The following is a 25,726-nucleotide window of genomic DNA, read 5'->3' on the forward strand; positions in this document are numbered from 1 at the left end:
TGTGTCGTTACCTCATTCACTTGCGATTAAAAAGATGAAGAATTGCGTGAAGGCAAGCGGGCAAGGGCAATCAAAGGGGTTTGATCGCATGAAAAAAACCGTCTTCATGGCAGCGGCACTGGCAACGATGCTGCTCGGTTCATCGGTCGAGGGCTGGGCAGCTAAGCTGGTTGCAAGGATCGACGTGTCATCGCAGACGATGACTGTAAGATACGGTCAGGCGGTTTACCGATGGCGCGTATCCACGGCGCGCAAAGGCTATATCACGCCGCGCGGCAGCTACCGGCCGCAACGAACGGCGCGGATGTGGTATTCGCGCAAATACGACATGTCGCCGATGCCTCATTCGGTATTCTACCGCGGCGGCTACGCCATCCATGGCACCGGCGCGGTAAAATCTCTCGGGCGCCCGGCGTCGCATGGCTGCGTGCGGCTGCATCCGGCCAATGCCGCCGCCTTCTATTCCATGGTGCGGCGGGCCGGCTTCCGCAACACGCGGATCGTGGTGACCAACTAGAGCGCGGAAAACACGCCGATCGCCCCGACCAGAACCAGGCTTAGCGCCCAGATCGCATCTAGATCAAACCAGCTTTTCGAAAGAAACCTTAATCCCAGCCACCGATAGACGCCGAAGGCCAAAGCGCCGCCGGCAGTGATCATCGCGCCGGTGTGGACCGCTGCCACGCCGATCGAGAGCGCTGCAGTTCGTGCAATGAGGGCGGTCGCGGCACGGTGCCCGGCATCCGTTTCAACGACGCCGCACAGGCCGAGGTAGATCGGCACCAGCATCAGGCCGGCGCCATGCGCGACGGCGACCAGAAAGGACCAGAGCGCCAGTCGCGACGGCGGCACGCGCGCCAGAAATCTAGGATGCCGCCGGTTGAAGAGCAGCCAGACTCCGAGCGCAACGACAATTAGACCTGCGCCAACGCGGATCTCGGTTTGCCAATCAACCAGCACGGTCATCAGCGCGAAGGGCAAGAGGACCACCGTCATGGCGACAAGATGCCCGAACGCCAGCGCCAGGAGTGCGCCCGGCAGCGCACAGGCTCGCCGTTCCATCAGGGCGGCCGAAACAGCAAGCGGCCAGCCCATACCCGGGTTTACGCCATGGTAAATCCCGCTGGCGACCACAGCAAACCAGAGGCCGGCTGTGGTCGAAAGGAGTTCGGGCGACACCTAGACCGATGGGTAGCAGAAACTGTCGGTAGAGCAGTCGCCGCCTTCAAGTCGGATCTGGTGCGTTCGATAGCCTTTGGGGAACTCGACGAAGAAGTTGGTGTCGAGCGTCAGGCCACCATTGGCGCCAACATCGGCCTTCACCATCGCCCCGCCGCGCTCACCGGGATAGAACTGATCGTCCCAGGTCGAATAGAGCGAATTGGTCCAATAGACACGCTTGCCGTCGCGGCTAATCTCGACCATCTGTGGCCCATAGCCGAAGACCTTGCCACAGGGGTGCTTGGTCTTCTTGACGATCCCACCCAGTTCGACCTTGCCCGCCAGAACCGGCTTCATCGGGTCGCTGACATCGTATTGATGCATTTCACCCGTACCCCAACAAGCCACATAGAGATATTTGTCGTCGAGGCTGAGGTCGATGTCGGTGACCAGCGGGGGCACCGCCGAGAAACCCTTCAGAAGATCCGGCAGATCGTCGGCATTGGCCGGTTGAGGCGGGATGATCGCTGTCTTCTTGGCTTGGAACTTGCCATCTGCGTCGCGCCACCAAGTCCAGATCGAGCCTTCGAGATTGGTGGTATCGACCACAACGCCGCAGAAGCCGTATTGCCGGACTGGATCATGCGCCGGGCGGATTTCGAGCGCCATTTGGTGATTGGCGCCCAGATCGATCGTCTGAATGTTCTTACGCGCACGCAGATCCCAGAAATGCATGCGGTGGCCGTACTTGTTGGACAGTAGATCCTCAGGGACGATGCCGTTTTCGAACTGCGGCGGCAGGGCCCATTCGGAACTGACCATGTAGTCGCGCGGCAGGTTCCACCAGAAATCGTAGTGCTTGTCCTGGGCGCCACGATCTATCTCATAGCGGCCAATGACATCGAAGGTCTGGCAATCCATGATGAAAATGCCCGGAGGACCGTCGGTACCGTCCTTGCCGCCGCCGCCGAGGGTCGAGACATAGATGCCCTCGGGTCCGCAGTGGATCGTATGCGGGCGGGAATAGCCCGTCTTGGCAAAGACTTCTGCGGGTTCGATGATCTTGTGAATCTTGGCGGCTGTCGGCCCGCCCTTCACATCAATTATGTAGATGCGCGACGAACGCATGCCCGGAATGATCAGATAACGACGCTCCAAAAAGGCGTGGCCAGTCAGTGGTGATAGCGCCGAAGAACACGCATTCCAGCCGAAGTGATGAAACTCATCGCCCTTGTTTGGCATGATCACAGTGTGGACGATCTTGCCGAAATCCGGCGAATTTGGATCGACATTCACCACAGCCAGGCCGTCGGGTTGCGAGAAGTCCGGGCTAAGCATCAACGTGTAGGCCAGAGTTTCCGGCGGCCCTTCCATAGCCAGCTTCGGTGACGGATAGAATGTGGGGTCTGGTCGCAGATTCATCGCGGTATCCTCCCTACGCGTTTGTGAAACTTTATTTTTGGTGCTCTCTGTGTCGCTCCCTTTTGAAATGTGGCCCAGGTAGGATCATAATACACCAAGTCTCCTCGTCTGTCTGACACCGCGTCGCTCTAACACTATTTACGTGGGCGGGCTTTGGGCAGAATATAGGGGTGGGAGGAAGCATTCGGAATCCTGAATAAATGCGCCCGAACGGCTTCCGACCGTTGGTTGCAAGGGAGGATAATCATGAAACGTATTTTCTCGGTCGCGGCGTGTGCCGCGGCGTTATCGCTCGGCGTATCGAACGCCTACGCACAATCGGGCGGCGTCGACAAGGCGGTCGGCGGCTACAGCTTCGAAGAAGCCGCAAAGGAGGCCCCCGGTACCAAGGACTTCCATTCGGCCGATGGTCACCTCACTTTCGCTATCGTGACACACACTGCCGGCAATGGCTTCTTCGATCCGGTCTACGTCGGTGCGACCGTCGCCGGCAACCTGATCGGCGCCAAGATCCTGCTGCTCGGCTCGGAATCGCCGACCGACGACCCTGCCCGGGAGATCGAAATCCTGAACCAGATCGTGCAGGATCCGACGATCGACGGGCTGATCATGACAACGCCCCAGGTCGGCGCCTATAACGACATCGTCAAGGCCGCCGAGGCGAAGGGCATACCAGTCGCCACGACCAATTCCTTTGACGGCACGATCCTCAACCGCAGCGGCATCGGCCACACCGGCCAGGACGCCTCCGCTGCCGCAATCGCCGGCGAGGCGCTCGTCAAGTGCCTCGCGGACAAGGGTATCGAGAAGGGTTCGATCGTCCTGCCGTCGTCGACCGCAATGGGCAACATCGAGGTGAACAATCGCGTCACTTCGGCTTTCAACGCCATCGTCAAGGGCTTGAAGGATGCCGGCAAGCTTGATGCCTTCAAGGTCGACGCGGGTCCGGAGAACACCGGTATCGACACCAATCCGAATGATCCGGTGAACGGCATCGTGACGCTGTTTGAATCGCGAGGCGACGTCGTTGGCGCGTTCGCCGGCAACAACGTGTTCACGCCGGCGCTTGCCAAGGCCGTCGCTCAGACCGGACTGACCGGCAAGATCTGCGCCTACGGTTTCGACCTGGGCCCGGCCCAGCAGGATGCGATGAAGAGCGGCGATCTGACCGGCGCGCTCGGGCAGCAGCCCTTCTTGCAGGGCTTCTGGCCGGTCATGCAGCTCTATCTGGAGATCGATCGTGGCATCGCGGCGGCCAACCTCGACACACGCGCCCAACTGGTGACGAAGGAGACCGTCGAGGACGTCGGCAAGCGCTTCGAGAACTGAGTCCGCTCGTCTGAAATCACTGCGGGAGGGCGCAAGCTCTCCCGCAATGCGGCAGCAGGGAAATCGACCAGAAGAGACCATGGCGCTTACCGCGACCACATCGCTCGGCCGTGCGCCGTCCCAGATTGTCGGCGGCTGGGAGGTGGGGCTCGTTGCCTTGCTTTTGCTGCTCTATCTCGGCGGCGCTCTCGTCAATCCCGCGTTCTTCGGCTCAACAGGAGCGTTTCACTCGCTGCTCCGCGACACCTCGCGGGTTGCCATCATCGCGGTCGGAGTGACCTTCGTCATCGTCAACAAGGACCTCGATCTTTCGGTCGGTTCAACTTACGGCCTAGTCGCCGTCGTCTTCGCCAGGCTGTTCGCGCCGAACTTCCTTGACCTCGGCGTCGTCACGTCGGTGATCCTCTGCCTGCTGCTCGGCACGCTTATCGGGCTGATCAACGGCGTGCTCGTCACCATCCTGAAGGTGCCGGCGTTCATCGCCACGCTGACGATACTTTTCATCGGCCGCGGCTTCGTGCTGGCGCTCACTCACGGCCAGGCGATCTACTATCCTGCCAAGGCGACCGGCTATCCGCTTTTTTTTCACCTCGGCGAGACTAACCTCCTCGGCTTCAACAACCAGATCGTGATCTTCGTCGTTGTCGCCGTGATCGGCGCCTATGTGCTCGCCAAGACGCGCTGGGGCTACGAGACCTTCGCCACCGGCGGCAACGAGCAGGCGGCGTCCTATGCCGGCATCCCGACCAACTGGGTGCGTATCCGAGCCTTTCTGATCTCCTCGCTCTGCGCGGCGCTGGCCGGCTTGATGTCAGCTGCCCAGGACAAGGGCGTGACGCCCCTCTACGGCGTCAGCGGTGAGCTGACCGCCATTGCCGCCGTGATCATCGGCGGCGCCTCGATCCTCGGCGGCCGCGGCCGGGTCGCCGGATCCTGCCTTGGCGCCCTGCTGGTGGTGCTGCTCGACAAGGTGTTGCGCGAGGGCTGGCCGATCACACGCACCATCAAGATCGGCGACGAGGAGATCACGGTCAACGCCGTTTTCTCGCTGCCGGTCGGCGCGGTGCCGGTGTTCCTCGGGCTGCTGCTCGTCGTCGCGGTGCTCATCGAGCCCTATCTCATCCGCCGCCAGGTGGCAGGGCGCCTCTGGGCCTGGCTCCGCGGCCGGCCGCCGCCACCGGCCTACGAGATCGGCGGCATTGCGATCGAGGGGGTGCAGACCAAGGGGGCGATGGCGACCGACATGGCGCTGTCGGCCACCGGGTTCGGCAAGTTCCTCGCCCGGCGCGACGCGCTCGCCGTCATCCTGACCGCGCTCCTGTGGCTGACCGGCCTCGCGCTCCGGCCGGACTACTGGTGGAACCTGTCCAACAGCTTCGCTATCCTGCTCAACTACACCGAGCTTGCGCTGATCACCATCGGGCTCACCTACGTCATCGCCGCCGGCGATATCGACCTCTCCGTCGGGGCGGTGCTTGCCCTCGCTGGCAGCACTGCCGCCTATTTCCTCAAGGTCCTCGGCGCCGACCCCGTGACCGCCGTGGCGATGGGCCTGCTGGCGGGCATGTGCGCCGGCTTCGTCAACGCGATCGTCACCGTCGGCTTCAAGCTGCCGGCCTTCATCGCCACGCTCGGCATGTTCTACATCGCCCGCGGCCTCGCCGCCTGGTTCGTCGCCGGGCAGCAGCTCACCGGCTGGCCCGAGGGCTACAACCTGCTTGGCCGCAAGGTGAACGACATCCTGCTGCACTACCGCATCTCGCTGCCGGACGGGCTGCTGCGCTCGATCGCCGAGGTGGTGAGCGTCCAGACCATCTGGATGCTGTTGGTCGCCCTCATTGCCGGCGTCGTGCTCGCCTACATGCCGTTCGGGCAGAAGGTCTATGCGACCGGCGGCAACATTCGCGCCGCCGCTTATGCCGGGATCAACACCAACCGGGTGCGGTTCTTCGCGCTCATGCTGGCGGCGCTCTGCGCGACAATGGCCGGGATCATCAACGTCGCCTACTTCCGCAGCTTCAACCCGGTAGCCGGCCAGTTCCGCGAGCTCGACGCCATCGCTTCGGTGATCATCGGCGGCGGTTCGATCTTCGGCGGCTACGGCACAGTGATCGGGGCGCTCGCCGGGGCGGCGGTGATCACCCTGATCCGGGCGCTGCTGCAGCTCAACGTCCAGGGCTTTACCATGCCGCAGCACTGGATCAACGTCTTCATCGGTGGCATCCTGATCGTGGCGGTGCTGATCGACATCTGGGTGCGCCAGGCCAACATCTTCGGCCGCCTGCGGGCGCGCCTCGCGCGGCGCACAAGAACGGCGGAAACGACCCATGCGTGACGCGACCAGGCCCGCACCGATCGTAGAAATGCGGGGCATCGAAAAAGCCTTCGGTGCGGTGCAGGCGCTCCGCAACGTCGACCTCGTGCTCTATCCCGGCGAGATCCTGGGCCTCGTCGGCGACAACTCGGCCGGCAAGTCGACGCTGATGAAGATCCTGACCGGCGCCTACCAGCGCGACGCCGGCGGCGAGATCTTCGTCGCCGGGCAGCCGGTGCACTTCAAGAGCCCGCACGAAAGCCGCGACGCCGGCATCGAGATGATCTACCAGGATTTCGCTCTTTGCGGGAATATGGATGTCGGTCAGAATATCTTTCTTGGCCGTTGGCCGCGCAGGGGCCTTTTCGTCAATCGGCGGAAAATGTACGCGGAAGCCGACAGTGTGCTGAAGCGGCTCAAGGTCGACGTGAACTCCGTCTATCAAAAGGTCGAGAGCCTTTCGGGCGGCCGCCAGCAATCTGTGGCGATTGCCCGCGCTATCTCCTTTCAGCCGCGCGTGGTGATCCTCGACGAGCCGACTGCCAATCTCTCGGTGATGGCGACCGAGCGGCTGCTCGAAACCATGCTGGAACTGAAGAAGCAGGGCGTTGCCCAGATCATCATCTCCCACCGCCTCGTTGACATCTTCGCTGTGGGCGACCGCGTGATGGTGCTTAAGCGCGGCGAGAACGTCGGCGATCGCTACATCAAAAACACCGACGAGCATGAGGTCCTGGAGATCATCGTCTCCGGCACGCGAGAACACGCACTTACGGCCGATGAGGCAATGCGTTGACCGATCAGGACCACTTTTCCACCCGCTCTAAGTCCATCGAGATTGTGGCCCGAGATGGCGAAGGGACCGGTGTTGGCTTGAAATGCGCTTTCTCGCCGTTGCGCCGTGATCACCACCCGAAGGTCGCAATGATTGCGCTCAACGAGCGCCGAACCATTCGATGAGGATGTCAATCAGCGCACGCACCTTTCTGGGTGCAATCCCGCCAGGTGGCCGCACCACATAGATCCCCGCCTCGGGCGAGGGATAATCCGCCATCACTTGTCTCAATGTACCCTCCGCGATCGGCAGGTCGGTAAGGAAGTCGGGCAGCGCAGCAATGCCCAGCCCAGCCAAGAATGCGGCGGTTCAGAATAAAAGCGCTCTGTAGCGATCCTTCGCGCCCCCCTCTGTCCTGCCCTCTTTGCCAAGACTCGACATCTCCCCCACAAGGAGGGAGATTGGCCTTCATCACTGATTTCGCCAACCACCAGCCTTGCAAAAAGGACGCTGTCCGCGAAGCTGCCGATCTCCCCCCAAGTGGGGGAGATGTCCGGCAGGACAGATGGGGGCGCTGTCCCTCCGCGATCAAAGGTTCTGCACTGCAACAGCGCTCCGATGTCACGGCGTGGATCCCAGGGTCTGCGTCCGCTCCTTCGAAGCGGTGGCTCCGCGTTCGCGGGGCGATGCGATCACAAGCGCTCGTAGGTGACGCGCCAGCCTTCCTTGGGATCGACCGGGGTGATCACCAGTTGATCTCCGGCGACCTCGAACACCCGCTGCAATTCCTGTCCGATGAGATCGCGCACCAGGGACGACTCAACAGTGATGGTGAAGGTGCTTTTCTCCTCATCGATCGCGACCGGACCAAAATAGGCTTCATAGCCGTTCGCGGTGTAGGTAGTCGGCTTTGCAGCCGGGTCCGGGTCCATCGCCTGCACCGAGAGCGTGCCGCTTTGCGAGAAGATGACTTGGCCGGAGTAAGGCACGTCGGCCTTCTTGCCCTTCGAATCGGTGATCTGCAGCGACGTCATGCGCCACGCGCCGATGATGGGGCCCTCCTGAGCGAGAGCGGGGAGCCAGCGAGGGCTAAAGCAGACATCGCGAACTTGAGCTTGGTCATCATCTGCATTCCTTTCTTGCAATTGGGGTGAAGTCCGAACTAAGCGCGAGGGCTGGCGGCAGCGGCGAGCAGGGCTGAGCCCGCCAGCAGGGCGGCGGCGAGCAGGAAGGCGCTCCACCAGCCGGCAGTGTCGAACAGCATGCCGCCCGCAAAAGCGCCGCCGGCGATGGCTAACTGAATCAATGCGACCTGCAGCCCGCCTCCAGCTTCAAGGTCGTCGGGAATGACCTGAGCCATCCATGTACCCCACGCCGCCGGAATCGGGGTGTTGAACAGCCCCCAAAGAACCAGCAGCGCAGCCGTTGCCCAAAGCACCGGTCCCACTGCGATCAGGAGCAGGGCGAGGAGCGCAAGCGCGCTCGGCAGCCCGATCAGCACGGCGGTGAGGTTGCGCCGGAGAACGAAGCCGGCGATGGACAGTCCCGCCAGGCCTCCCAGGCCCAGGCCCAGCAGCACTAGCGACAGGACGTTCACGTCGAGGCCGGTGACGCTTTCAAGGAATGGGCGCAGGTAGATCGACAGCGAGTTCATTCCCATGAATGCGAGCCCAGTTGCGGCCATGCCGATGGTGAATGTCCGATTGCGCAGCAGACGGAACATGCCGGATACCGAAACGGCCTCCATCGGCGGCATCTTCGGCAGAACGGCGAACTGCCAGATGAGCGCCGCGAGGCCGACTGGGACTGTGACGAAGAAGGTGCCCCGCCACCCGATCAGTTCGCCGAGGAAGCTGCCGAGCGGTGCGGCGATGACGATCGCCAGTGCAGTTCCGCCCTGCAGCAGGGCGATCGCCTTGGGCAGGTCGGAGCCTGAGGCCAGGCGCGCCAAAATGGCCGTGGAGAGCGACCAGAAGCCGCCGATCGCGATCCCGACCAGGGCCCGTCCGGCCAGAAAAACCAGGAAGTTGGGAGCGAGGGCAACAGCCAAACTCGATGCGACCAGCACTGCCGTGTAGAGCAGGACGACCGTTCTCCGGTCGAACCTGGCCAGGAGCGCGTTGCCGAACAGGCTGGCGATCACGGCAAAGAGCCCCGACACGGCGATCGCCTGTCCGGCTTGGCCTTCCGAGATGGCCAGGTCCTGCGCAATCGGAGTCAACAGGCTCACCGGCATGAACTCCAGGCCGACCAGGAGAAAGGTCAAAAGCGAGAGGCAGGTGACGGCGGCCCATGGCGTTACCGCCCCTTCAGCCGCCAGCGTGTCATCCAGTGTCAGGTCGATGGCCATTCGTGCGCTCCTGTCCGTTGACAGACTAGGTAGCCGGGCTGGTCTTGTCAGACTAGCAGCTATAATCTGCATGTCGTAGTGAACGGAGCTCACCAATGCCGCGTGACGAGTTCAGTGAGATGCGAGCGTTCCTTGAGGTCGCTCGGGAGCGCAGTTTTACGCGAGCGGCGGCCAAATTGGGTGTTACCCGATCGGCCCTCAGCCATACGATCAGGGCAATGGAGGAACGGCTTGGCGTCCGTCTCCTCTCTCGCACGACCCGCGATGTGGCGCCCACGGCGACCGGGGAACGCCTCGTCGAAAGCATCGAGCCGCATTTCGAGAGCATTGCCGCCGGGATCAGCGCGATCAGCGCGCTGCGCGGCAAGCCCTCGGGCCAGGTCCGCATCGTGTGCCCCGATGATGCCGTCAATCTCGTCTTTCGCCCCAGGCTGCCAGCCTTCCTGCGAGACTACCCGGACATCAACGTGGAGCTCATTGTCGACAACGGCTTCACCAACATCGTCGAGCGTCAGTTCGATGCCGGTGTTCGACTTGGCGAGGCAATCGCCCGCGACATGGTGGCCGTTCGCATTGGTCCCGATGTCGGCTATGCCGTCGTCGGCTCACCCGATTATTTCGCTCGTCGGGCTGCGCCGAAAAGCCCTCAGGACTTGACCGACCACAACTGCATCAACCTGCGGCTTCCCACCTCAGGCGCGTTATATGCCTGGGAATTCAGGAAGAACGGACGCGAGTTCAGCGTCCGTGTGGACGGCCAGTTGACCCTGAACAATATCGCGCCGGCGCTTGACGCGGCCCTCGACGGCATTGGTTTGGCCTATGCGCCGAAGGATCTTGTTCAACCCTATGTTGAGAGTGGTCAGTTCGAGGAAGTCCTTGCCGACTGGTGCCCGACCTTCCAGGGCTATCACCTTTACTACCCCAGCCGACGCAATCAATCGCCCGCCTTTGCGGCCTTTGTCGCGGCTTTCCGGTACCAAACTCGATAGACCTCTCGACCCAAGATCGCAGATCAGGATGCGGGCTCGATCGGCACCGGAGCCAGGGTGCGCCGCCACTCTCCCGGCGCCAGTCCCTCAACGCGCCGGAAGGCGCGGATTAGCGCGGTATCGGAGTCATACCCGACCCTGACCGCCACTTCCGCCAACGCCGCGCCCTTCCGCATCAGGGTTTTGGCGCGATACATCCGCCACCGTGTCACATAGTTCAGCGGCGTCTCTCCGAGAACCGAACGAAATTTCTGGGCAAAGGTGGAGCGCGAGACGCCGGCGACACGCGCCATCTCCTCGACCGTCCAGTCGTGTGCGATGTCCGCGTGAACGGTGCGAATAACCCTGGCCAGGGGTCTGTGCCTCAGCGCAGCAAGCCACCCGCTGGCCCGTGTCCCGTCCGCCGCAACCCACGCGCGGATCGTTTGAATGAACAACACGTCCGTCAGCCGCTCCACCACCAGGTCCGCGCCGAGCCCGTCTGCGCGGCTTTCCAGGCCAATGAGGCGCAGCGTGGTCTCGAGCAGGTCGAGGTCACCATGCACTAGCCGAACGTGGAGCAAATCGGGCAACAAGGCGAGCAGGGGCTCGGCCGCGATCGGGTCGAAGGAAAGACGCGCCGACACCATTTCCATCAACGGGCCGTCACCGCCATGGTTGACTGTGCGGTCGGGGATGGTGGTGAAGCCGGTGGCTTCCGAGAAGCCGGGCAGGTCCGCAAACAGGTCCGCGCAATCCACCAAGGGACTGTCAGGCCGATCCGCCATCGCGAATCGCGTGCCTTCCTTGATGATGAGGCAATCGCCCTTGGCCACGCGTACGGGAGCCTCACCCTCGGACAGCAGCCAGCCCACACCCTCCGCGATCATCACCAGCCGGGCCTGATAGCCGGTGTCGAACGCCACGCCCCAAGGCGCGGCAAAGCGGAACCGCACATAGAGCGAGCTCGCCACGCTCATCGCGCTCACAACATCGTCGAAAGGATCCATCCCACCCCAATATCGGACGATCGGTCAGGAATCAACGCGCTTTGGCCATTACTCATACGATCTAACCAGTCTATTCCATCTCATCGATTGGAGACACACATGCAAAGTTACAGAGTCAGCCAGGTTGGATCTCTCGACAACCTGAAGATTATCGAGGAGACCCTTCCCGTTCCCGGACCGGGGCAGGTGCGCGTCAGGGTCCGCGCCAGCGCGCTCAACTTCCGCGACCTTGCGCTTCTCACCGGGATGTTCCCCGCCCCCGTCAAGGCGGACGTCGTTCCCCTGTCCGATGCGGCCGGCGATGTCGATGCGGTGGGACCGGATGTAACCCGCTTCGTCATCGGCGACCGGGTCATCAGCAGCTTCTTCCCGACCTGGTTCGGCGGCCCGTTCGAGGCCGCTGGCGAGCAATATTCGCTCGAACGGGACGGCTGGCTGACCGAGTATAAGGTCGTCGATGCGGAGGCTCTGGTCGCCTCGCCCGATGGTCTGTCTTTCGAGGAGGCTGCCACCCTGACCTGCGCGGGCGTCACCGCCTGGTCAGCCCTTGCCGGCGTCAGGGCGGGCGATATCGTTCTGACGCAAGGTACGGGTGGCGTTTCGATTTTCGCGGTCCAATTGGCCAAGGCGTTGGGCGCGCGGGTCATAGCGACGACCTCCAGCGCGGAAAAGGCCGATCGGCTGCGGGCGCTGGGCGCCGACGATGTCATCGACTATCGCGTCGATCAGGACTGGGGCTCCACGGCACACGCGCTGACCGATCGGGGCGTTGATCGAGTCGTGGAAACGGGCGGCGCGACCTCGCTCGCGCAATCGATCAAGGCGATTGCACCCGGCGGACAGATATCGCTGGTCGGCGCGCTCGGGGGCTTTGCAGGCAGCGTCGATTACATGGCGATGTTCCTTAGTCATGCACGCTTCCAGACGATCACGACCGGCAGCCGCCGCGACCTTGAGGAACTCACGCGCTTCGTCGCACGAACCGGTCTGAAACCCGTCATCGACAGCAACTTCTCATTTGAGGACGCGCGATCCGCCATCGAGCATCTCGGTCAGCGCCAGGTGTTCGGCAAGGTCATAGTCCAGCACTGATTTCACCTTGAACTCCCAAGGAGCTTCTCACCTATGAGCGCCTACGCCATCTTCATTCGCGAACGCACCCGCAACGCGGGTGAACTGCAGACCTATGCCGAAATGGTGACCCCCATCCTGGGCGGCATCGATGCAAAAGTTCTCGCAGCCTACGGCCCTCAGGACGTTCTTGAGGGCGCCTCGCCGGAAGGCGTGGTGATCGTCAGATTCCCGACCATGCAGGCCGCACGCGCCTTCTATGACGGCGCCGAATACCAAGCCGCCGTCCGACATCGATTCCTGGGCGCGGACTATCGGTCGATCCTCGTTCAGGGGATTGACGGCTGAGGCAGGCTGTCCCTTTGGCCCTTGAATGCGGTCAGTGCGCTGCCGGGTCAAACTTCACGCGATCGGCACGAGACCGCCGGGGGAACGGCCCGTCCTGGCTTGGGAACGTGCCCATCGGACCGTTCGCGTCGAGGAGCGCGAGGCGAAGGGCTCACGCGGCCCGTTCGGCCGTACGGGTGCCCTCGAATTTGTTGAAGTTCGTCGAAGTGAAGCCGGGGCAGGCAGTGTCGTCAAATTCGATGGCGAAGGCGAGCGTCGTCGCATCGAGGGCAGTCTTCGAGGGGCTGTAGACAGGGCCGAACAATGCGCGCTGTGGACTGGACGGGGCGACGCTGGCGATGCGTGCCGCTGGCGCTTCACCAAGCAGCCGCAACATCGCCTGCGTGACGGCGACGACGCCGAACACGTTGGTCTCGAACACTGCGCGTTGCTCGTCGAGGGACGCCGCATGCGAGATGCCCTGCTTTCCCGCATCGGAAATGCCTGCATTGTTCACCAGGACGTCGAGGCGACCGAACTCGTTATGGATGCGCTTTGCCGCGGCGGCGATCGAGGCCTGGTTCGTGACATCGAGTTGGAGGGCGCGGGCATCCGCGCCGACGCTCTTTGCAGCCGTCTCCGCATGCTCGAGCTTACGCGACCCTACGAGCACGGTGAGGCCGTGCGTCGCCAGATCCCTGGCGATTTGGAGACCGATTCCCTTGTTGGCCGCAGTGACCAGGGCAATAGGTTTGACCCGCATGGTGATCTCCTCTTTTTGCATTGACGTGTAGGCACCGGCGCCATGCTGTGCTAATTTTCCCAATCGGAACTGCATTCCGTTTTATACGGAACATTGTTCCGTTTATCAAGTGGAAAAATCATGGACGACAAATCGGAGGAGCGGGGTGGTGGCTTGGAGCCCGTAAACTCGACGGATCGGCGCGTGCGTGCGGACGCGCAACGCAACTCCAAGGCGCTGCTCGAAGCAGCAATGGCAGTGTTTGCAGCTTCGGGGGTCGATGCTCCGGTGCGAGAGATCGCCGATAAGGCCGGCGTTGGCGTGGGTACGCTCTATCGGCACTTTCCGCAGCGTTCGGACCTGATCGTGGCGGTCTTCCGTAACGAAGTGGATGCCTGCGCGAATGCTGCATCTGCCATCGCGGCCGAATATGAACCCGGCGAAGCGCTCGCCCGATGGATGCAGCGTTACGTCGACTTTATCGCTGCCAAGCGTGGACTCGCCGCGGCCTTCTCCTCAGGCGATCCGGCATATGAGTCCTTGCCGCTGTATTTTCTTGAGAAACTTCGGCCCGCGCTGCAGAGCTTGCTGGATGCCGCGACCGAAGCGGGCGATGTTCGCTCGGACGTTGATGCCCGGGAATTGTTGTTCGCGATTGCCAGGCTCTGCTCACCAGACCGCTATGGCGGAGGCCCCGACCAGGCACGACGCATGGTTGGCTTGCTGGTGGATGGGCTTCGCTATGGCGCCCCTTCGGTTGGCTCCGACATTTAAAGCGCGTCTAAAGCGCGGCGCGTTTGAATGGATAAATGCGACGCGCTTTAGGGTCTTGTTTTTATGCATGTCGTTATCGCAAAGCCGCTGCCCACCCTCGGTTCAAGCCCGAGGGCATGCTTTTGCGCGACATGCATTAGGCAAGTTGTTAGTCTCGCTCCAATGCCTGCATGAACTCCTGAGAGTGAGGGGGATTGGTCTTGCCAGGACAGGCCACCGAGCGATCGGTGACCAAACAAAAACCCACTTCGGCAACCGGGCGGGTCGGTGGCGCAATTAGCACATTGCCAACAATAGCATAATTGCTGTCACTCACTTCTGCTCAGGCGGCTTCGCCGCGGTTCCTCGCCCGCTTGTGCTTCCCGCGCGGGCCGCTGATTTCCCATCTTTTGTGGAACCACATCCACTGGCCGGGATCCTCGCGCACCCAGCGCTCGACCACGTCGTTGAGCAGCTGGGTGGTGCCCTGGACGTCGACACTGCCGCCGGCGGTGCGCGGCAAGGTCAGTTTGTCCTCGATCTCGAGCCGGAAGCGGTTGCCCGGCAGGCGCACGCAGCGCGCCGGATAGACATCGCAATCATAGTGCCGCGCCAGGGTGCCCAGGACCCGGTTGCTCTCGCATGGGCGGCCGAAGAATGTCGTTTCGAGCCCGCTCGAGAATTTCTGGTCGATGAGCACGCCGATATTGCCGCCTTTCTCCAGGATGGCCGCCAGCGCGAACGAAGCGCCGGTCGCGGAAGGCAGAAGCGAGCCCATGGTCGAGCGGCGAGTCGAGAGGATGTAGTCGGCAAGGTAGGGGTTGTTGGGCGGGCGAAACAGCGCCGTGATGTTCATGCCGAAAGTGGCTGCCGCCACCGGAAGCAGCTCGAAATTGCCGAGATGTCCGGTGAAGATGATATGCGGTTTTTGCTCGCCGGCGATTTGCACGAAGTGCTCGATCCCCTTGACCTCGATGCGGCCCGGTTTCGTCGCGGCGGGATCGTAGTCGAACAGGGCGTCGAGAAAGATGTATTCCGCGGCAAGGCGAGCCATGTTGCCCCACATGTCGGAGGCGATGGCCTGGATCTCCTTGTCGCTCTTTTCCGGATAAGCCTTGCGCAGATTGGCGATGGCGACGTTGTGTCGCCCCACCCACGGACCAATGCGGCGGGCGGCGCGGTCGGCGAAATTGAGCGCGCTGTCGACCGGCAGCAGACGCAGCAGCCAAATCATCGTCATGACGAGGCGCGCCAGCAGCCAGTAGTTGAACTGGCGCAGCCGCCTGCCGTAGCGGAACGCCAAGTCCCGGCGGAGCTTCTTGAAGGCGTTGCCGACCATTCCTAGACCATGGTGTTTTCAGACAGCAGCATCATCGTCAGCCGACGCGCAGGATGATCTTGCCGAACACGTCGCGGCCTTCCATGCGCTTCAGCGCGGCGTCGATGCCGTCGAAGCCGACTTCGGTGTCGATAACCGGAGAAACCAGTCCCGCCGCCATTTTCTGCATGGCGTCGGCCATGTTTTGCATGCGACAGCCGAACGAGCCGAGCAGCTTCAGTTGCTGCTGGAACAATTGCATCAGGTTGATCTGCGTCGACACGCCCGAGGTCGAGCCGCAGGTCACCAGGCGGCCGCCGCGTTTCAGGCACAGCATCGAGGCGGCAAAGGTGTCGGCGCCGACATGCTCGAAGACGACGTCGACACCCTTCTTCTTCGTCAGCTTGCGCACGACGCCTTCGAAACGGTCGTCGCGGTAGTTGATGACATGATCGGCGCCAAGCGCCTTCGCCTTGTCGATCTTGTCGTTCGAGCCAACCGTGGTGATCACGGTGCAGCCCATTTTCTTCGCCAGCTGGATCGCGGCGGAGCCGATGCCCGAGCCGCCGGCATGGATCAGGATGGTCTCGCCGGGCTGCAGCATGGCATTGTCGAACAGCATGTGCTCGACCGTACCGAAGGTTACGGGCGCGACGGCGGCGCCGACGTCGGTCACGCCGGGCGGGGCAGGGACCAGCAGGCGCGCCGGCAGGTTTATCTTCTCTTGCGCAAAGCCGTCGAGATGGAAGCCGTGTACGCCCGAGACATGCTCGCAGAGGTTGTCGCGGCCTTCGCGGCAGGCGCGGCAAAGCCCGCAGGTGCGCGCGCCGTAGATCGACACAAGCTGCCCGGGCACAAGGCTGGAGACGCCGGGGCCGACCGCCTCGACCTCGCCCGAAGCTTCGGCGCCGACGACCAGCGGCAGCTTGCGCTTGGCGAAGGCCATGCCGCGCCAGCCCCAGACATCGATATGGTTGAGCGCCACGGCCTTGATGCGCAACGTCACTTCGCCCAGCGCAGGCTGCGGCGGAAGCGGCAGATCCACCGTTTCAAGGCGGCGGTCCTCGATAAGTTGCAATGCGCGCATTGGGCCTGTCGGTTCTGTTGGCGAAGAACGGTCGCTTAGACTGGTTCCCGCGCCATGACAAGGCAGGTATTCTGGCCGCCGAAGCCGAAGGAGTTCGACAGTACCGTGCCGACCTCGGCGTTGCGCTTCTGGTTCGGCACCACGTCGAGCACGATCGCCGGATCGGGATTGTCGTAATTGATGGTCGGCGGGATGACGCTTTCGCGCATGGTCATCAGCGAAAACGCCGCCTCGACGGCGCCGGCGGCCGACAGCGTGTGGCCGATCATCGACTTGTTCGACGAGATCGGCATCGAGCCGATCCGCTCGCCGAACACGGTCGACAGCGACAAATGCTCCATCTTGTCGTTTTCCGGCGTCGAGGTGCCGTGCGCGTTGACATAATCGATCTCGTCCTCGCCCAAGCCGGCATCGGTGAGGGCGGCGCGAACCGCCGCGATCGCCGGCGAACCGTCCGGCTTCGAGCGGGTGCGGTGGAAATCGTCAGCCTTCTCGCCGCAGCCGCGCAGGATGCCGAGGACGGTCGCGCCGCGGGCCAATGCGGCCTCCAGCGATTCCAGCACAAGCGCGCCAGAACCCTCAGCGAGGACAAAACCGTCGCGATCCCTGGAGAACGGTTTTGACGCCTTTTCGGGGATGTCGTTATGGGTGGAGAGTGCGGAAAGCAGCGAAAAACGGATCAGCGCCTCGGCGGTCGCCGAGCCGTCGGCGCCGATCGACAGCGCCCGGTCGCATTCGCCGCGGCGGATCGCCTCGACGCCGAGCTGGATCGAGGTGGCGCCCGAGGCGCAGGCCGTCGACAGCGTGATCGGCAGGCCGCGCGTGCCAAAACGGTCGGCGAGCCGGTCGGCGATCGAACCGAATTGGGTGGTCTCGAAAACATCGAGCCCCTTCAAGCCGCGCGCCACGCGAAGCAGCCGTTCGGCGCCGACGTCGTGCTTGTCGGAATTGTAGAGCGAAAAGCGCTCGCTCCAGTCGAGCTCGACCGGCGGCGAGGCAAGGAAAAGCGGTCCGCCGAAATCGCCCCAATCAAGGCCGGCTTCGGCCACGGCTTCCTGCGCGGCGATCTCGGCGAGGTCGTAGGTAAGAAGGGAAGCGCCCTTGGAGCTCGACGGCAGGAAATCGACCGTGCCGGAGATGCGGGTGTTCAGATGGTCGACCGGAAAGCGGGTGATCGGATGGATGCCGGACGTGCCCGCGGTGAGCGCTGCCCAATTGTCGGCCTTGCCGACGCCCAGCGACGTCACCACGCCGATGCCGGTGACGGCGACGATCGGCCTGCCCATGTGGTCGTTCAGATTGGCCATGACTTGTCCTGGACCTTTAATCGGCGGCGTTGACCAACGCCATGCCCTCGAATTGGTGATAGCCGATCGCCGTTGCAAGCACGGTCGTGGGAATGCCGTTGAACGGCTTCTCGCTGGCGGGGTCAAAAGCCGGGTAGGCGGCCTTGCGTTCGACAGCCAGTGCTGCAAGCGCCACGGCGAAGGGAAACTGCGCTTCCTTCATGTGGCCGGTCAGCGTCGAAAAACCGCGTGCGGCAATCGCCGGATTGGCGTCGAGCGCCGATTTCTCGGCAGCAGTCGCGGCATGGGCACCCGAAGCGCCTGAAATCGCCAGTAGCTCGCCGTTCGGCAATGCCGCCTGGCTGAGCAGCGCGGCAATCTCGGCATCGAGCTCGCCCTGCCGGCGTATGGCGCGTCCGGATACGACCGGGCCGAGTTCGGCATAGATCTTTCGCCCGCGGCTGATCGCGTGCTCGCGCTGTTCCAGGACGAGAAACGCACCGCCTGATCCAGTCACCACGCCGCCGCCGTCCAGGCCCTGTCTCTGCCAGACCGGTCTCCAGGGGCCGCGATGCAGGTAGCCGGCCAGCTCATAGCCAAGCAGCATGTCGGAATGTTCGGTCTGGAACGCGCCGCCGACCAGGATATGCGTCGATTGGCCGGAGCGGATGCGCGCGGCGGCTGTCTCGACAGCGGCGACGCCGGCACCTTCCTCGCCCATGAAGGTGCGCGACGAGCCGGTCACCTTGTGGACGATCGAGATGTTGCCGGCGAGCAGGTTGGAAAGCTGCGCCAGAAACAGCGTCGGCCGCAATTCGGTGGTCAGTTTCTCGTTGAGCAGCACGTCGCGGTCGTTGCGGCTTTCGGACGATGCGAGAATGTCGGCGTCGACCGCCTCGTCGCGCTCGCCGCCGCCGGCAGCCACCACCATGTCCATGGTCGTGCAGAGCTCGTCATTACCCTTGATGCCGGCATCGTCCAGCGCCATGCCGGCGGCGTAGGTGCCGAGCCGCTGCCAGGTTTCCATCTGTCGCTGGTCGCCGCGCTTGGCGATCTGCAGGTTCCAGTCGATCTCCGGCAGCGGGTGGACGGTGTAGGGCGAGAAGCGCGTGGCTTCGAGCACCGGCTCCAGGCCGGGCTGGACGAGCTTGCGCCAATGCGCATCGGGGCCTTCTCCCAGCGAAGAGACAAGGCCGATGCCTGAGATGACGACGTCGTGGCGGCTCATGGGCGAGGGTTCATCGGGCGGCTGTTGCGGTCAGGCTGGAAAACAAGCCATTTCAGGCGTTCTTCGCCATGACCAGCGCGTCGATCTTGGCGCACAGGTTCTTCATGACGAAGTAATCGTCGGTCGAGGCCTTGCCGTCATTGACCTCCTGCGTCCACTTTTCCAGCGGCACCTTGATGCCGAATTCCTTGTCGATGGCAAAGACGATGTCGAGGAAGTCGAGGCTGTCGATGCCGAGATCGTCGATGGTGTGGCTTTCGGGGGTGATCGTGTCGATATCGATCTCACTGGTGTCGGCGATGATCTTGGCGACTTTGTCGAACGTGGTGGACAAGGGCTTTTCCTTCGGTTGCGGGCGGAATCTGTCCGCTTGTGTTTGCGCGCTGTCTAATCGGTTTTTCCGGGCAGGAAAAGGCCTGAACGCCGGGCGCAGATGGGATACCCACTCGGTAAACGCAAGAAGAGCCGTTGGCTGGCCTCTTATCAGGCAATGAATCGGTCAGAAGGTGACGCGGCCGAGCACGCGCAGGCCGTCGCCTTGCGGCTCGACGATCACGGCTTCACCTTCGCGCGGCGAGATGCCGGTGAGCGCCATGATGTTCTCCAGATGGGTGACCATGACCACATTGTCGGAGCCGGAATAGGCGCGGATCTCGTTCATGACCGTCTCGAGCTGGGCGGCTTTCCCGCTCGCGTCGGTCTTCAGCAGGTCAAGCGGGGCGAAGGGTTCGGGCTCTTCTCTGAAAGCGGTGCGGGCCGTGTCGAGGGCGCGGCAATAGCGGCTGGACAGCACGCGCTCGACCGGCGCCGCGCGGGCGTCGAAAAGCGCGCCGATCTTGCGTGCCTGCTGCTTGCCGCGCACCGAGAGATTGACCTGGGTGGCGCATTTCTCGATGTCGAAATTCGCCGGATCGGTAGTGCCGGTGACCATGGCATGGCGAAGCAGCACGACATGTCCGCCGTCGCGCAACAGCGCCCAGCCGGCTTCGGTCGCATGGGCCGCGGCGGGAATGACGAGCAGCAATAGAGCCAGCACAGATCGAAGCATCAGGCGTCCTTTTCCGGTCACCGGAGGTGGGTTCCGGTGACCGCATATAGGGACGGCAAAGCCGGCTGAAAAACAAGGCCAGCTGAAAGACAGGGGCATGACCAGGCCCGGCTGTTGGCGAGGGCAGGCCGTTTCGCAAGGCGGGGCGATTGCGCTCAAATCCCGGCTCGCCTATCAGGGGAAAATGTCCCCACTCATCGAAACCGTCCTTTTTCTCTTCGGTCTTGTCGCGCTCGGCTATCTGGCCGGGCTCACCGGCTATCTGAAGGCCGAGGCTGGCGAGGCCATCGCCGAATTCGCCGTCGGGGTGGCGATGCCGCTGCTTCTGTTCCGCACCATGGTCAACGCCGATTTCCATGGCACTGCGCCCTGGTTGTTCTGGGGAGCCTATTTTACGGCCGCCGCAGTGACGTGGGCCGCTGGCCACCTGGTCATCACCCGGGTGTTCGGGCGCGACGCGCGTGCCGGGGTCGTCGGCGGCGTGTCGTCGGCTTTTTCCAACCTCGTCCTGCTCGGCATCCCGTTCTTCCTCGGCACGTTCGGGGCAAGTGGGTTCGAAGTGCTGTCGCTGCTGATTTCCGTGCATCTGCCGACGATGATCATGGCATCGATCATCCTGTTTGAGATCTTTGGCCGCGGTGACGAGCATGTGCATCCGCTGCGCATCATCCGGCGCTTCCTCCACAAGATGCTCTCCAATCCGCTGATCGTCGGCATCCTGGCGGGGTGGGTGTGGCGTATGACCGGCCTGCCATTGCCGGCGCTGGCCGTCCGGCTGGTCGACGCGCTGGCCAACATCGCCGGACCGGTCGCGCTGTTTGCCATGGGGCTGGGCCTGTGCCGTTTCGGCATCTCCGGCAATGTGCGGCCGGCGCTGGCGCTGTCGGCGCTGAAGCTGATGCTGATGCCGGCCGTCGCGCTCGGCCTGGTCTGGCTGCTTGGCCTGCCGCCGCTGTCGGCGAAAGTCGCGGTCGTGGCGGCCGCGCTGCCATCCGGGGTGAATTCCTACCTGATTGCGACGCAGTTCAACACCGGCCAGGCGTTGGCATCGAACCAGATGACCATCGCCACCGCCTGTGCAGTCGTCACCACGGCCTTTTGGCTGACGGTGGTGGTCCAGGTGTTTGGATAGGGTATGTCGATATTCAGCCGGCCTGCAAACGGCGGTTTCTTGATACTTCCGGTACTCATACCCAAACGTTACGCTCCGTTCCGGTTCTCGGGAGCCACTGGTCCGGTCGTTTCCTCACACACCCTCAAGCAACAACGGGAGCGCAAATCGGCCTCGCCTTGTGCTGGCCCAAACCCTATATGCCATCTTGCGATTGATTGCGGGGCTTGCCCTAGGTAAAGAGCAGTGGCTCCAGGCGTGCCGGCATCGATGCGCACGCCCACCAAAGAAATCCAGATAGCGGCCCGTCAGCGCGCCGAACGGAGGCTAGACCATGCTTCAGAAAACCAGCCATTTCATGCGCCAGGCCAATCTCATCAATGGCGAGTGGGTGCAGGCCGACAGCGGCCAGACGGTCGACGTCAACAATCCGGCCACCGGCCTCAAGATCGGCACGGTGCCGAAGTCGGGCAAGGTCGAGACGCGCCGCGCCATCGAAGCTGCCGACGCCGCGTTCCAGTCATGGCGCAAGACCACCGCGCTCGAGCGTTCGAAGCTGTTGCGCAAGCTGCATGATGCCATGATGGACAACCAGGACGTGCTGGCCGAGCTGCTGACCATCGAGCAGGGCAAGTCGCTGTTCGAATCGAAGGGCGAGATCGGTTCGGCCGCGTCCTACATATTGTGGTTCGCCGAAGAAGGCCGCCGCACCTATGGCGATGTCGTGCCGTCGCCCTGGGCGGACCGCCGCATCCTGGTGACCAAGGAGCCGGTCGGCGTGATCGCCGCCATCACGCCGTGGAATTTCCCGTCCTCGATGCTGGCCCGCAAGCTCGGCCCGGCACTTGCCGCCGGCTGCACCGCGGTCGTCAAACCGGCGTCGCAGACGCCTTATTCCGGCCTTGCCTGGGGCGCGCTCGCCGAGGAGGTCGGCTTCCCCAAAGGCGTCATCAACATCCTGACCGGCGCCGCCGGCGAGATCGGCGACGAGATCTGCGCCAACCCGCTGGTCAAGAAGATCACCTTCACCGGCTCGACCGAGGTCGGCAAGATCCTGATCCAGAAGTCGTCCGTCACCGTCAAGAAGGTGTCGATGGAACTCGGCGGCAACGCGCCGTTCCTGGTCTTCGACGACGCCGATATCGAGCGCGCCGTCGCCGGCGCGATCACCGCCAAATACCGCAATTCCGGCCAGACCTGCGTCTGCACCAATCGCTTCCTGGTTCAGGCTGGTGTCTACGACAAGTTCGTCGAAAAGCTCGCCGCCGCCAGCGACGGGCTGAAGGTCGGTTCCGGCCTCGATGACGGCGTGCAGCAGGGGCCGCTGATCGACGAGAAGGCGGTGGAAAAGGTCGAGGAACTGATCGCCGACGCCACCGCCAAGGGCGGCAAGGTCGTCGCCGGCGGCAAGCGCCATGCGCTCGGCGGTTCGTTCTTCCAGCCGACGGTGATCGCCAATGCCACGCCGAAGATGCGTTTTATGAAGGAAGAGATCTTTGGCCCGGTAGCACCCGTGTTCAAGTTCGAAACCGAAGAGGAGGCGATCGCGCTCGCCAACGATACCGAGTTCGGCCTCGCCTGCTATTTCTACACCGGCGATCTCGGCCGCGCCTTCCGGGTCATGGAAGGGCTGAAATACGGCATGGTCGGCGTCAATGAAGGCCTCATCACCACGCCTGAGGCGCCGTTCGGCGGCGTCAAGGAATCGGGCCTCGGCAAGGAAGGCGGACATCAGGGCATCGAGGATTATCTCGACACCAAATATGTCTGCATCGGCGGCCTCGGCCTCTGATCGGGCAGGGGTCTGTTGACTGCCAATGGACCCAAGCCGGCCCGAGAGGCCAGGCGGGGATCGATCAACCAACTGGCGTTTCGGGCATGGCGATGAAGGACGGCGAGGTTTTCGGCACGACGCAAGCGGGCGAGGCCATCCGCCGCTTCAGCATCCGCGGCGGCGGCCTCACCGCCAACATCATCGGGCTGGGCGCCATTGTCCAGGATCTGCGCCTGGCCGGCCACGATGCGCCGCTGGTGCTCGGCTATGACAGTTTTGAGCCCTATGAAACGGATACGGCCTTCTTCGGCGCCGTCGTCGGACGCTATGCCAACCGTATCCGCGATGGCCGCTTCACCATCGCCGGCCAGCGCTACCAGACCGAGCGCAACTTCCTCGACAAGCACACGCTGCATGGCGGCTCGCAAGGTTTTTCGCACCGGCCATGGGAGGTTTCGCTGCATGGCAGGGATTTTGTCACCCTGACGCTGCATGATCCCGACGGCACGATGGGCTTTCCCGGCGCGCTCGACGTGACCTGCACCTACAGGTTGAAGATCCCCGGCACGCTCAGCGTCGAGCTGACCGCCACCTGCGAGGAGCCGACGCTGTGCAATCTCACCCAGCATTCCTATTTCAACCTGGATGACGGCGGCGCCGGCGATGTCCTCGATCACCGGCTGATGCTGAACGCCGGCGCCTATCTTCCGGTCGATGGCGACCTGATCCCGACCGGCGTCGTGAAGCCGGTCGACGGCACGCCGTTCGATTTCCGTCAGGCGCGGCCGCTGCGCATGGAGAGCGAGGGCAAGCAGCTCCCCTACGACCAGAATTTCTGCCTTGCCTCGACGCGCGGGCCGCTCAAGCTGGCGTCATGGGCGCAAGGCGCGAATTCCGGCGTCGAGATGGAGCTGTGGACCACGGAATCGGGCGTCCAGCTCTATACCGGCCAGTATCTGGCGCCAGCTTCGCCGGGGCTCGGGGGAGTTCATTACATGGCTTATTCGGGCTTCTGCCTGGAGCCGCAGGTCTGGCCGGATGCGCCGAACCGGCCGTATTTCCCGCAGGCCACGCTATGGCCGGGCCAGATCTACCATCATGTGACGGAATACCGGTTCCGACTGGCTGACGCCTGACGCACGGAGCTGCAACGGCCTTTGCTGCGCTGGCCTTCGGTCCGGAAAGGATCATGCGCAAAGTTCAAAGAGCGTCCTTTGCGCTTCCATTAGACGCGCGACGCTCTCGGATCGGAACCCGAATATTCTCAGCTATCGAGTTCGGACGTTCTCGGACGTTTGTAGCCGATAGCCGGGAATGAGGCAGGTTGAACCGAAGCAGTTACTCCCTATCCTGCCGCTCGAAAGAGGGCATTCAAGGGAGTAGACTTCTGACCGCGCCCCAATCTCGTTCGACCGGAAATGATCGCTGACGCGAACTGACAGCGTTGGCACCCTGCGCTGTGGCTGATCGCTCAGCTGGTGAGCATGTTGCTTGTAGGAAACGAGCCAAAGCCTCGCTCCTTGTTTGCGCTTGAAGGCGGGCGTCTGTCGATTTGAGTTGTGTTTGACACGGGGGCACTATGGCAATAGCATGCTTAACTGGTATCAAAGGTATGCCAAGTGATTGGTGTTCTGATCAAGCAGCGGAAGCTTTCGGACGAGGTTGCAGAACACCTCGAGCGGATGATCCGCAAGGGAGAACTGGCCGAAGCCGAGCGGCTGCCGTCGGAACGGGAACTCATGCGGCAATTCGGGGTCGGGCGCCCCTCAATCCGTGAGGCGCTGCTGCATCTGAGCAAGATGGGCCTTGTCGAGGTGAGGTCCGGTGAGCGTGCCCGCGTCACCCGCCCCACACCCCAATTCGTACTCGACGCCCTCTCAGGGCCGGCGCGGCACATGATTTCGGCCCCGGGCGGGGTTCAGGACTTCCAGAGCGCACGTTTGTTTTTCGAGGTCGGGCTTGCCCGCAACGCCGCTGTGAATGCCACGCCAGAGGACATTGAAAGCCTCAGGGAGGCGCTCGAGATGAACCGGCAGTCGATCGGCGACCTCACGCGCTTCGAACGCACCGACGTGGACTTCCACTACGTGCTGGCAGTGATCACCCGCAATCGGATCTTCACGGCTATCCATGCGGCGTTGGCCGAATGGCTGCTCGAACAGCGGCGGACGACTTTGGCCGAAGGTGAAGACCGCAAGGCCTACGATGCCCATCGCGAAATATTCGAGGCGATCGCCGCGCGCGATCCGGACGGGTCCGAAGCGGCGATGCGCAGGCATCTGGAATATGTGTCGAGGCGCTATCTGGAAATCGCGAGGCCCAAGTGATGACCGGCTACGTTGTCTGGGTCGATTTCCGCCTCAAGCCAGGCGCCCGAGACAGCTTCCGAAAGCTCGTCGACGCCAATGCGACCGCGTCGGTGCGCAACGAGGTCGGCTGCCGCCGCTTTGACGTGACGGAGGCGCGCGGCGAACCGGACCGGGTCGTGCTCTACGAGATTTACGATAGCGAGGCCGCCTTCGACGAACACTGCCGGACGGCGCATTTCGATGAATTCAACACGCATAGCGCGCCGCTCGTCGACACCAAGTGGGTGACGATCTGCGACCTCGTTCTCGAGGCTACGACTTGAATGAAGGATAATCGGAT

At 63.0% G+C, this 25,726-nt stretch carries 26 protein-coding genes; 13 read left to right on the forward strand and 13 right to left on the reverse strand.

What is annotated here, in order from left to right; all coding sequences use genetic code 11:
* Window positions 1–88: 88 nt before the first annotated feature.
* Window positions 89–517: a L,D-transpeptidase gene (locus BQ8794_RS32570; protein WP_077383767.1), complete on the forward strand. Its 429-nt coding sequence runs from the start codon at window positions 89–91 to the stop codon at window positions 515–517.
* Here the strand turns inward: BQ8794_RS32570 and BQ8794_RS32575 are convergent.
* Together BQ8794_RS32575 and BQ8794_RS32580 are read right to left on the reverse strand one after the other, a co-directional pair.
* Window positions 514–1,095, reverse strand: a complete 582-nt coding sequence (locus BQ8794_RS32575; RefSeq protein WP_342188989.1) for a hypothetical protein — start codon at window positions 1,093–1,095, stop codon at window positions 514–516. The genes BQ8794_RS32570 and BQ8794_RS32575 overlap by 4 nt on opposite strands.
* A gap of 84 nt (window positions 1,096–1,179) precedes the next feature.
* The gene (locus tag BQ8794_RS32580; protein WP_077383772.1) at window positions 1,180–2,583 is read right to left on the reverse strand and encodes a selenium-binding protein SBP56-related protein; all 1,404 of its coding nucleotides are present in this window, start codon (window positions 2,581–2,583) and stop codon (window positions 1,180–1,182) included.
* Window positions 2,584–2,829: 246 nt separating this feature from the next.
* On the opposite strand from BQ8794_RS32580, the gene BQ8794_RS32585 reads away from it, so the two are divergent.
* The 3 genes from BQ8794_RS32585 to BQ8794_RS32595 all read left to right on the forward strand — a co-directional run bounded on the left by BQ8794_RS32585 (window position 2,830) and on the right by BQ8794_RS32595 (window position 7,022).
* Window positions 2,830–3,912: a substrate-binding domain-containing protein gene (locus tag BQ8794_RS32585; RefSeq protein WP_077383774.1), complete on the forward strand. Its 1,083-nt coding sequence runs from the start codon at window positions 2,830–2,832 to the stop codon at window positions 3,910–3,912.
* A gap of 79 nt (window positions 3,913–3,991) precedes the next feature.
* On the forward strand, window positions 3,992–6,247 hold the full coding sequence (locus BQ8794_RS32590; protein ID WP_077383776.1) for an ABC transporter permease: 2,256 nt from the start codon (window positions 3,992–3,994) through the stop codon (window positions 6,245–6,247).
* Window positions 6,240–7,022, forward strand: a complete 783-nt coding sequence (locus BQ8794_RS32595; protein ID WP_077383778.1) for an ATP-binding cassette domain-containing protein — start codon at window positions 6,240–6,242, stop codon at window positions 7,020–7,022. Before BQ8794_RS32590 ends, BQ8794_RS32595 begins: the two co-directional genes overlap by 8 nt.
* A gap of 138 nt (window positions 7,023–7,160) precedes the next feature.
* On the opposite strand, the gene BQ8794_RS32600 is transcribed toward BQ8794_RS32595, so the two are convergent.
* From BQ8794_RS32600 to BQ8794_RS32610, 3 genes are all read right to left on the reverse strand, one after another.
* Window positions 7,161–7,358, reverse strand: coding sequence for a LysR substrate-binding domain-containing protein (locus BQ8794_RS32600; protein WP_077383780.1), 198 nt, complete (start codon window positions 7,356–7,358; stop codon window positions 7,161–7,163).
* 335 nt (window positions 7,359–7,693) lie between these two features.
* The gene (locus BQ8794_RS32605; protein ID WP_244555184.1) at window positions 7,694–8,035 is read right to left on the reverse strand and encodes a lipocalin-like domain-containing protein; all 342 of its coding nucleotides are present in this window, start codon (window positions 8,033–8,035) and stop codon (window positions 7,694–7,696) included.
* 128 nt (window positions 8,036–8,163) lie between these two features.
* A complete protein-coding gene (locus BQ8794_RS32610; RefSeq protein WP_077383782.1) occupies window positions 8,164–9,351 on the reverse strand; it encodes an MFS transporter in 1,188 nt (395 codons plus the stop codon).
* A 95-nt stretch (window positions 9,352–9,446) separates the two neighbouring features.
* Here BQ8794_RS32610 and BQ8794_RS32615 point away from each other — a divergent pair, with 95 nt between their 5' ends.
* Window positions 9,447–10,343 carry a LysR family transcriptional regulator gene (locus BQ8794_RS32615; RefSeq protein WP_077383784.1) on the forward strand — a complete coding sequence of 299 codons (897 nt, stop codon included), beginning with the start codon at window positions 9,447–9,449 and terminating at the stop codon, window positions 10,341–10,343.
* Window positions 10,344–10,366: 23 nt separating this feature from the next.
* Here BQ8794_RS32615 and BQ8794_RS32620 read toward each other — a convergent pair whose 3' ends face one another.
* A complete protein-coding gene (locus tag BQ8794_RS32620; protein ID WP_077383786.1) occupies window positions 10,367–11,332 on the reverse strand; it encodes an AraC family transcriptional regulator in 966 nt (321 codons plus the stop codon).
* A gap of 99 nt (window positions 11,333–11,431) precedes the next feature.
* Here BQ8794_RS32620 and BQ8794_RS32625 point away from each other — a divergent pair, with 99 nt between their 5' ends.
* Together BQ8794_RS32625 and BQ8794_RS32630 are read left to right on the forward strand one after the other, a co-directional pair.
* The gene (locus BQ8794_RS32625) at window positions 11,432–12,424 is read left to right on the forward strand and encodes a zinc-dependent alcohol dehydrogenase family protein (protein WP_077383788.1); all 993 of its coding nucleotides are present in this window, start codon (window positions 11,432–11,434) and stop codon (window positions 12,422–12,424) included.
* Between the two features lie 33 nt (window positions 12,425–12,457).
* Entirely contained in the window at window positions 12,458–12,751 is a 294-nt protein-coding gene (locus tag BQ8794_RS32630) for a DUF1330 domain-containing protein (protein ID WP_077383790.1), read from the forward strand.
* Window positions 12,752–12,902: 151 nt separating this feature from the next.
* Here BQ8794_RS32630 and BQ8794_RS32635 read toward each other — a convergent pair whose 3' ends face one another.
* Window positions 12,903–13,493 carry an SDR family NAD(P)-dependent oxidoreductase gene (locus BQ8794_RS32635; protein WP_077383871.1) on the reverse strand — a complete coding sequence of 197 codons (591 nt, stop codon included), beginning with the start codon at window positions 13,491–13,493 and terminating at the stop codon, window positions 12,903–12,905.
* A 120-nt stretch (window positions 13,494–13,613) separates the two neighbouring features.
* Here BQ8794_RS32635 and BQ8794_RS32640 point away from each other — a divergent pair, with 120 nt between their 5' ends.
* The gene (locus tag BQ8794_RS32640) at window positions 13,614–14,246 is read left to right on the forward strand and encodes a TetR/AcrR family transcriptional regulator (RefSeq protein ID WP_077383792.1); all 633 of its coding nucleotides are present in this window, start codon (window positions 13,614–13,616) and stop codon (window positions 14,244–14,246) included.
* 322 nt (window positions 14,247–14,568) lie between these two features.
* Here the strand turns inward: BQ8794_RS32640 and BQ8794_RS32645 are convergent, their stop codons facing one another.
* The 6 genes from BQ8794_RS32645 to BQ8794_RS32670 all read right to left on the reverse strand — a co-directional run bounded on the left by BQ8794_RS32645 (window position 14,569) and on the right by BQ8794_RS32670 (window position 20,192).
* Window positions 14,569–15,564 (reverse strand): lipid A biosynthesis lauroyl acyltransferase, encoded by a 996-nt coding sequence (locus BQ8794_RS32645; RefSeq protein WP_077383794.1) that lies wholly within the window; start codon window positions 15,562–15,564, stop codon window positions 14,569–14,571.
* Between the two features lie 37 nt (window positions 15,565–15,601).
* Window positions 15,602–16,630 carry a zinc-binding dehydrogenase gene (locus BQ8794_RS32650; protein ID WP_077383795.1) on the reverse strand — a complete coding sequence of 343 codons (1,029 nt, stop codon included), beginning with the start codon at window positions 16,628–16,630 and terminating at the stop codon, window positions 15,602–15,604.
* A gap of 35 nt (window positions 16,631–16,665) precedes the next feature.
* A complete protein-coding gene (locus BQ8794_RS32655) occupies window positions 16,666–17,937 on the reverse strand; it encodes a beta-ketoacyl-ACP synthase (RefSeq protein WP_077383797.1) in 1,272 nt (423 codons plus the stop codon).
* A 16-nt stretch (window positions 17,938–17,953) separates the two neighbouring features.
* Entirely contained in the window at window positions 17,954–19,144 is a 1,191-nt protein-coding gene (locus BQ8794_RS32660) for a beta-ketoacyl-ACP synthase (protein ID WP_077383799.1), read from the reverse strand.
* A 52-nt stretch (window positions 19,145–19,196) separates the two neighbouring features.
* Entirely contained in the window at window positions 19,197–19,478 is a 282-nt protein-coding gene (locus BQ8794_RS32665; protein WP_023802974.1) for an acyl carrier protein, read from the reverse strand.
* A 165-nt stretch (window positions 19,479–19,643) separates the two neighbouring features.
* A complete protein-coding gene (locus BQ8794_RS32670) occupies window positions 19,644–20,192 on the reverse strand; it encodes a histidine phosphatase family protein (protein ID WP_077383873.1) in 549 nt (182 codons plus the stop codon).
* Between the two features lie 184 nt (window positions 20,193–20,376).
* Here BQ8794_RS32670 and BQ8794_RS32675 point away from each other — a divergent pair, with 184 nt between their 5' ends.
* The 5 genes from BQ8794_RS32675 to BQ8794_RS32695 all read left to right on the forward strand — a co-directional run bounded on the left by BQ8794_RS32675 (window position 20,377) and on the right by BQ8794_RS32695 (window position 25,709).
* Complete coding sequence (locus BQ8794_RS32675) at window positions 20,377–21,324, forward strand: AEC family transporter (RefSeq protein ID WP_077383801.1); 948 nt, start codon at window positions 20,377–20,379, stop codon at window positions 21,322–21,324.
* A 313-nt stretch (window positions 21,325–21,637) separates the two neighbouring features.
* On the forward strand, window positions 21,638–23,095 hold the full coding sequence (locus tag BQ8794_RS32680; protein ID WP_077383803.1) for an NAD-dependent succinate-semialdehyde dehydrogenase: 1,458 nt from the start codon (window positions 21,638–21,640) through the stop codon (window positions 23,093–23,095).
* A gap of 86 nt (window positions 23,096–23,181) precedes the next feature.
* Window positions 23,182–24,213, forward strand: coding sequence for an aldose epimerase family protein (locus tag BQ8794_RS32685; protein WP_077383805.1), 1,032 nt, complete (start codon window positions 23,182–23,184; stop codon window positions 24,211–24,213).
* Window positions 24,214–24,696: 483 nt separating this feature from the next.
* On the forward strand, window positions 24,697–25,404 hold the full coding sequence (gene nanR / locus BQ8794_RS32690) for a transcriptional regulator NanR (RefSeq protein WP_077383807.1): 708 nt from the start codon (window positions 24,697–24,699) through the stop codon (window positions 25,402–25,404).
* Window positions 25,404–25,709, forward strand: coding sequence for a putative quinol monooxygenase (locus BQ8794_RS32695; protein ID WP_077383809.1), 306 nt, complete (start codon window positions 25,404–25,406; stop codon window positions 25,707–25,709). The genes nanR and BQ8794_RS32695 overlap by 1 nt, the downstream gene beginning before the upstream one ends.
* Window positions 25,710–25,726 lie beyond the last annotated feature (17 nt).

Origin of the sequence: Mesorhizobium prunaredense (genome assembly GCF_900156895.1) — a bacterium.
GTDB classification, from domain to species: domain Bacteria; phylum Pseudomonadota; class Alphaproteobacteria; order Rhizobiales; family Rhizobiaceae; genus Mesorhizobium; species Mesorhizobium prunaredense.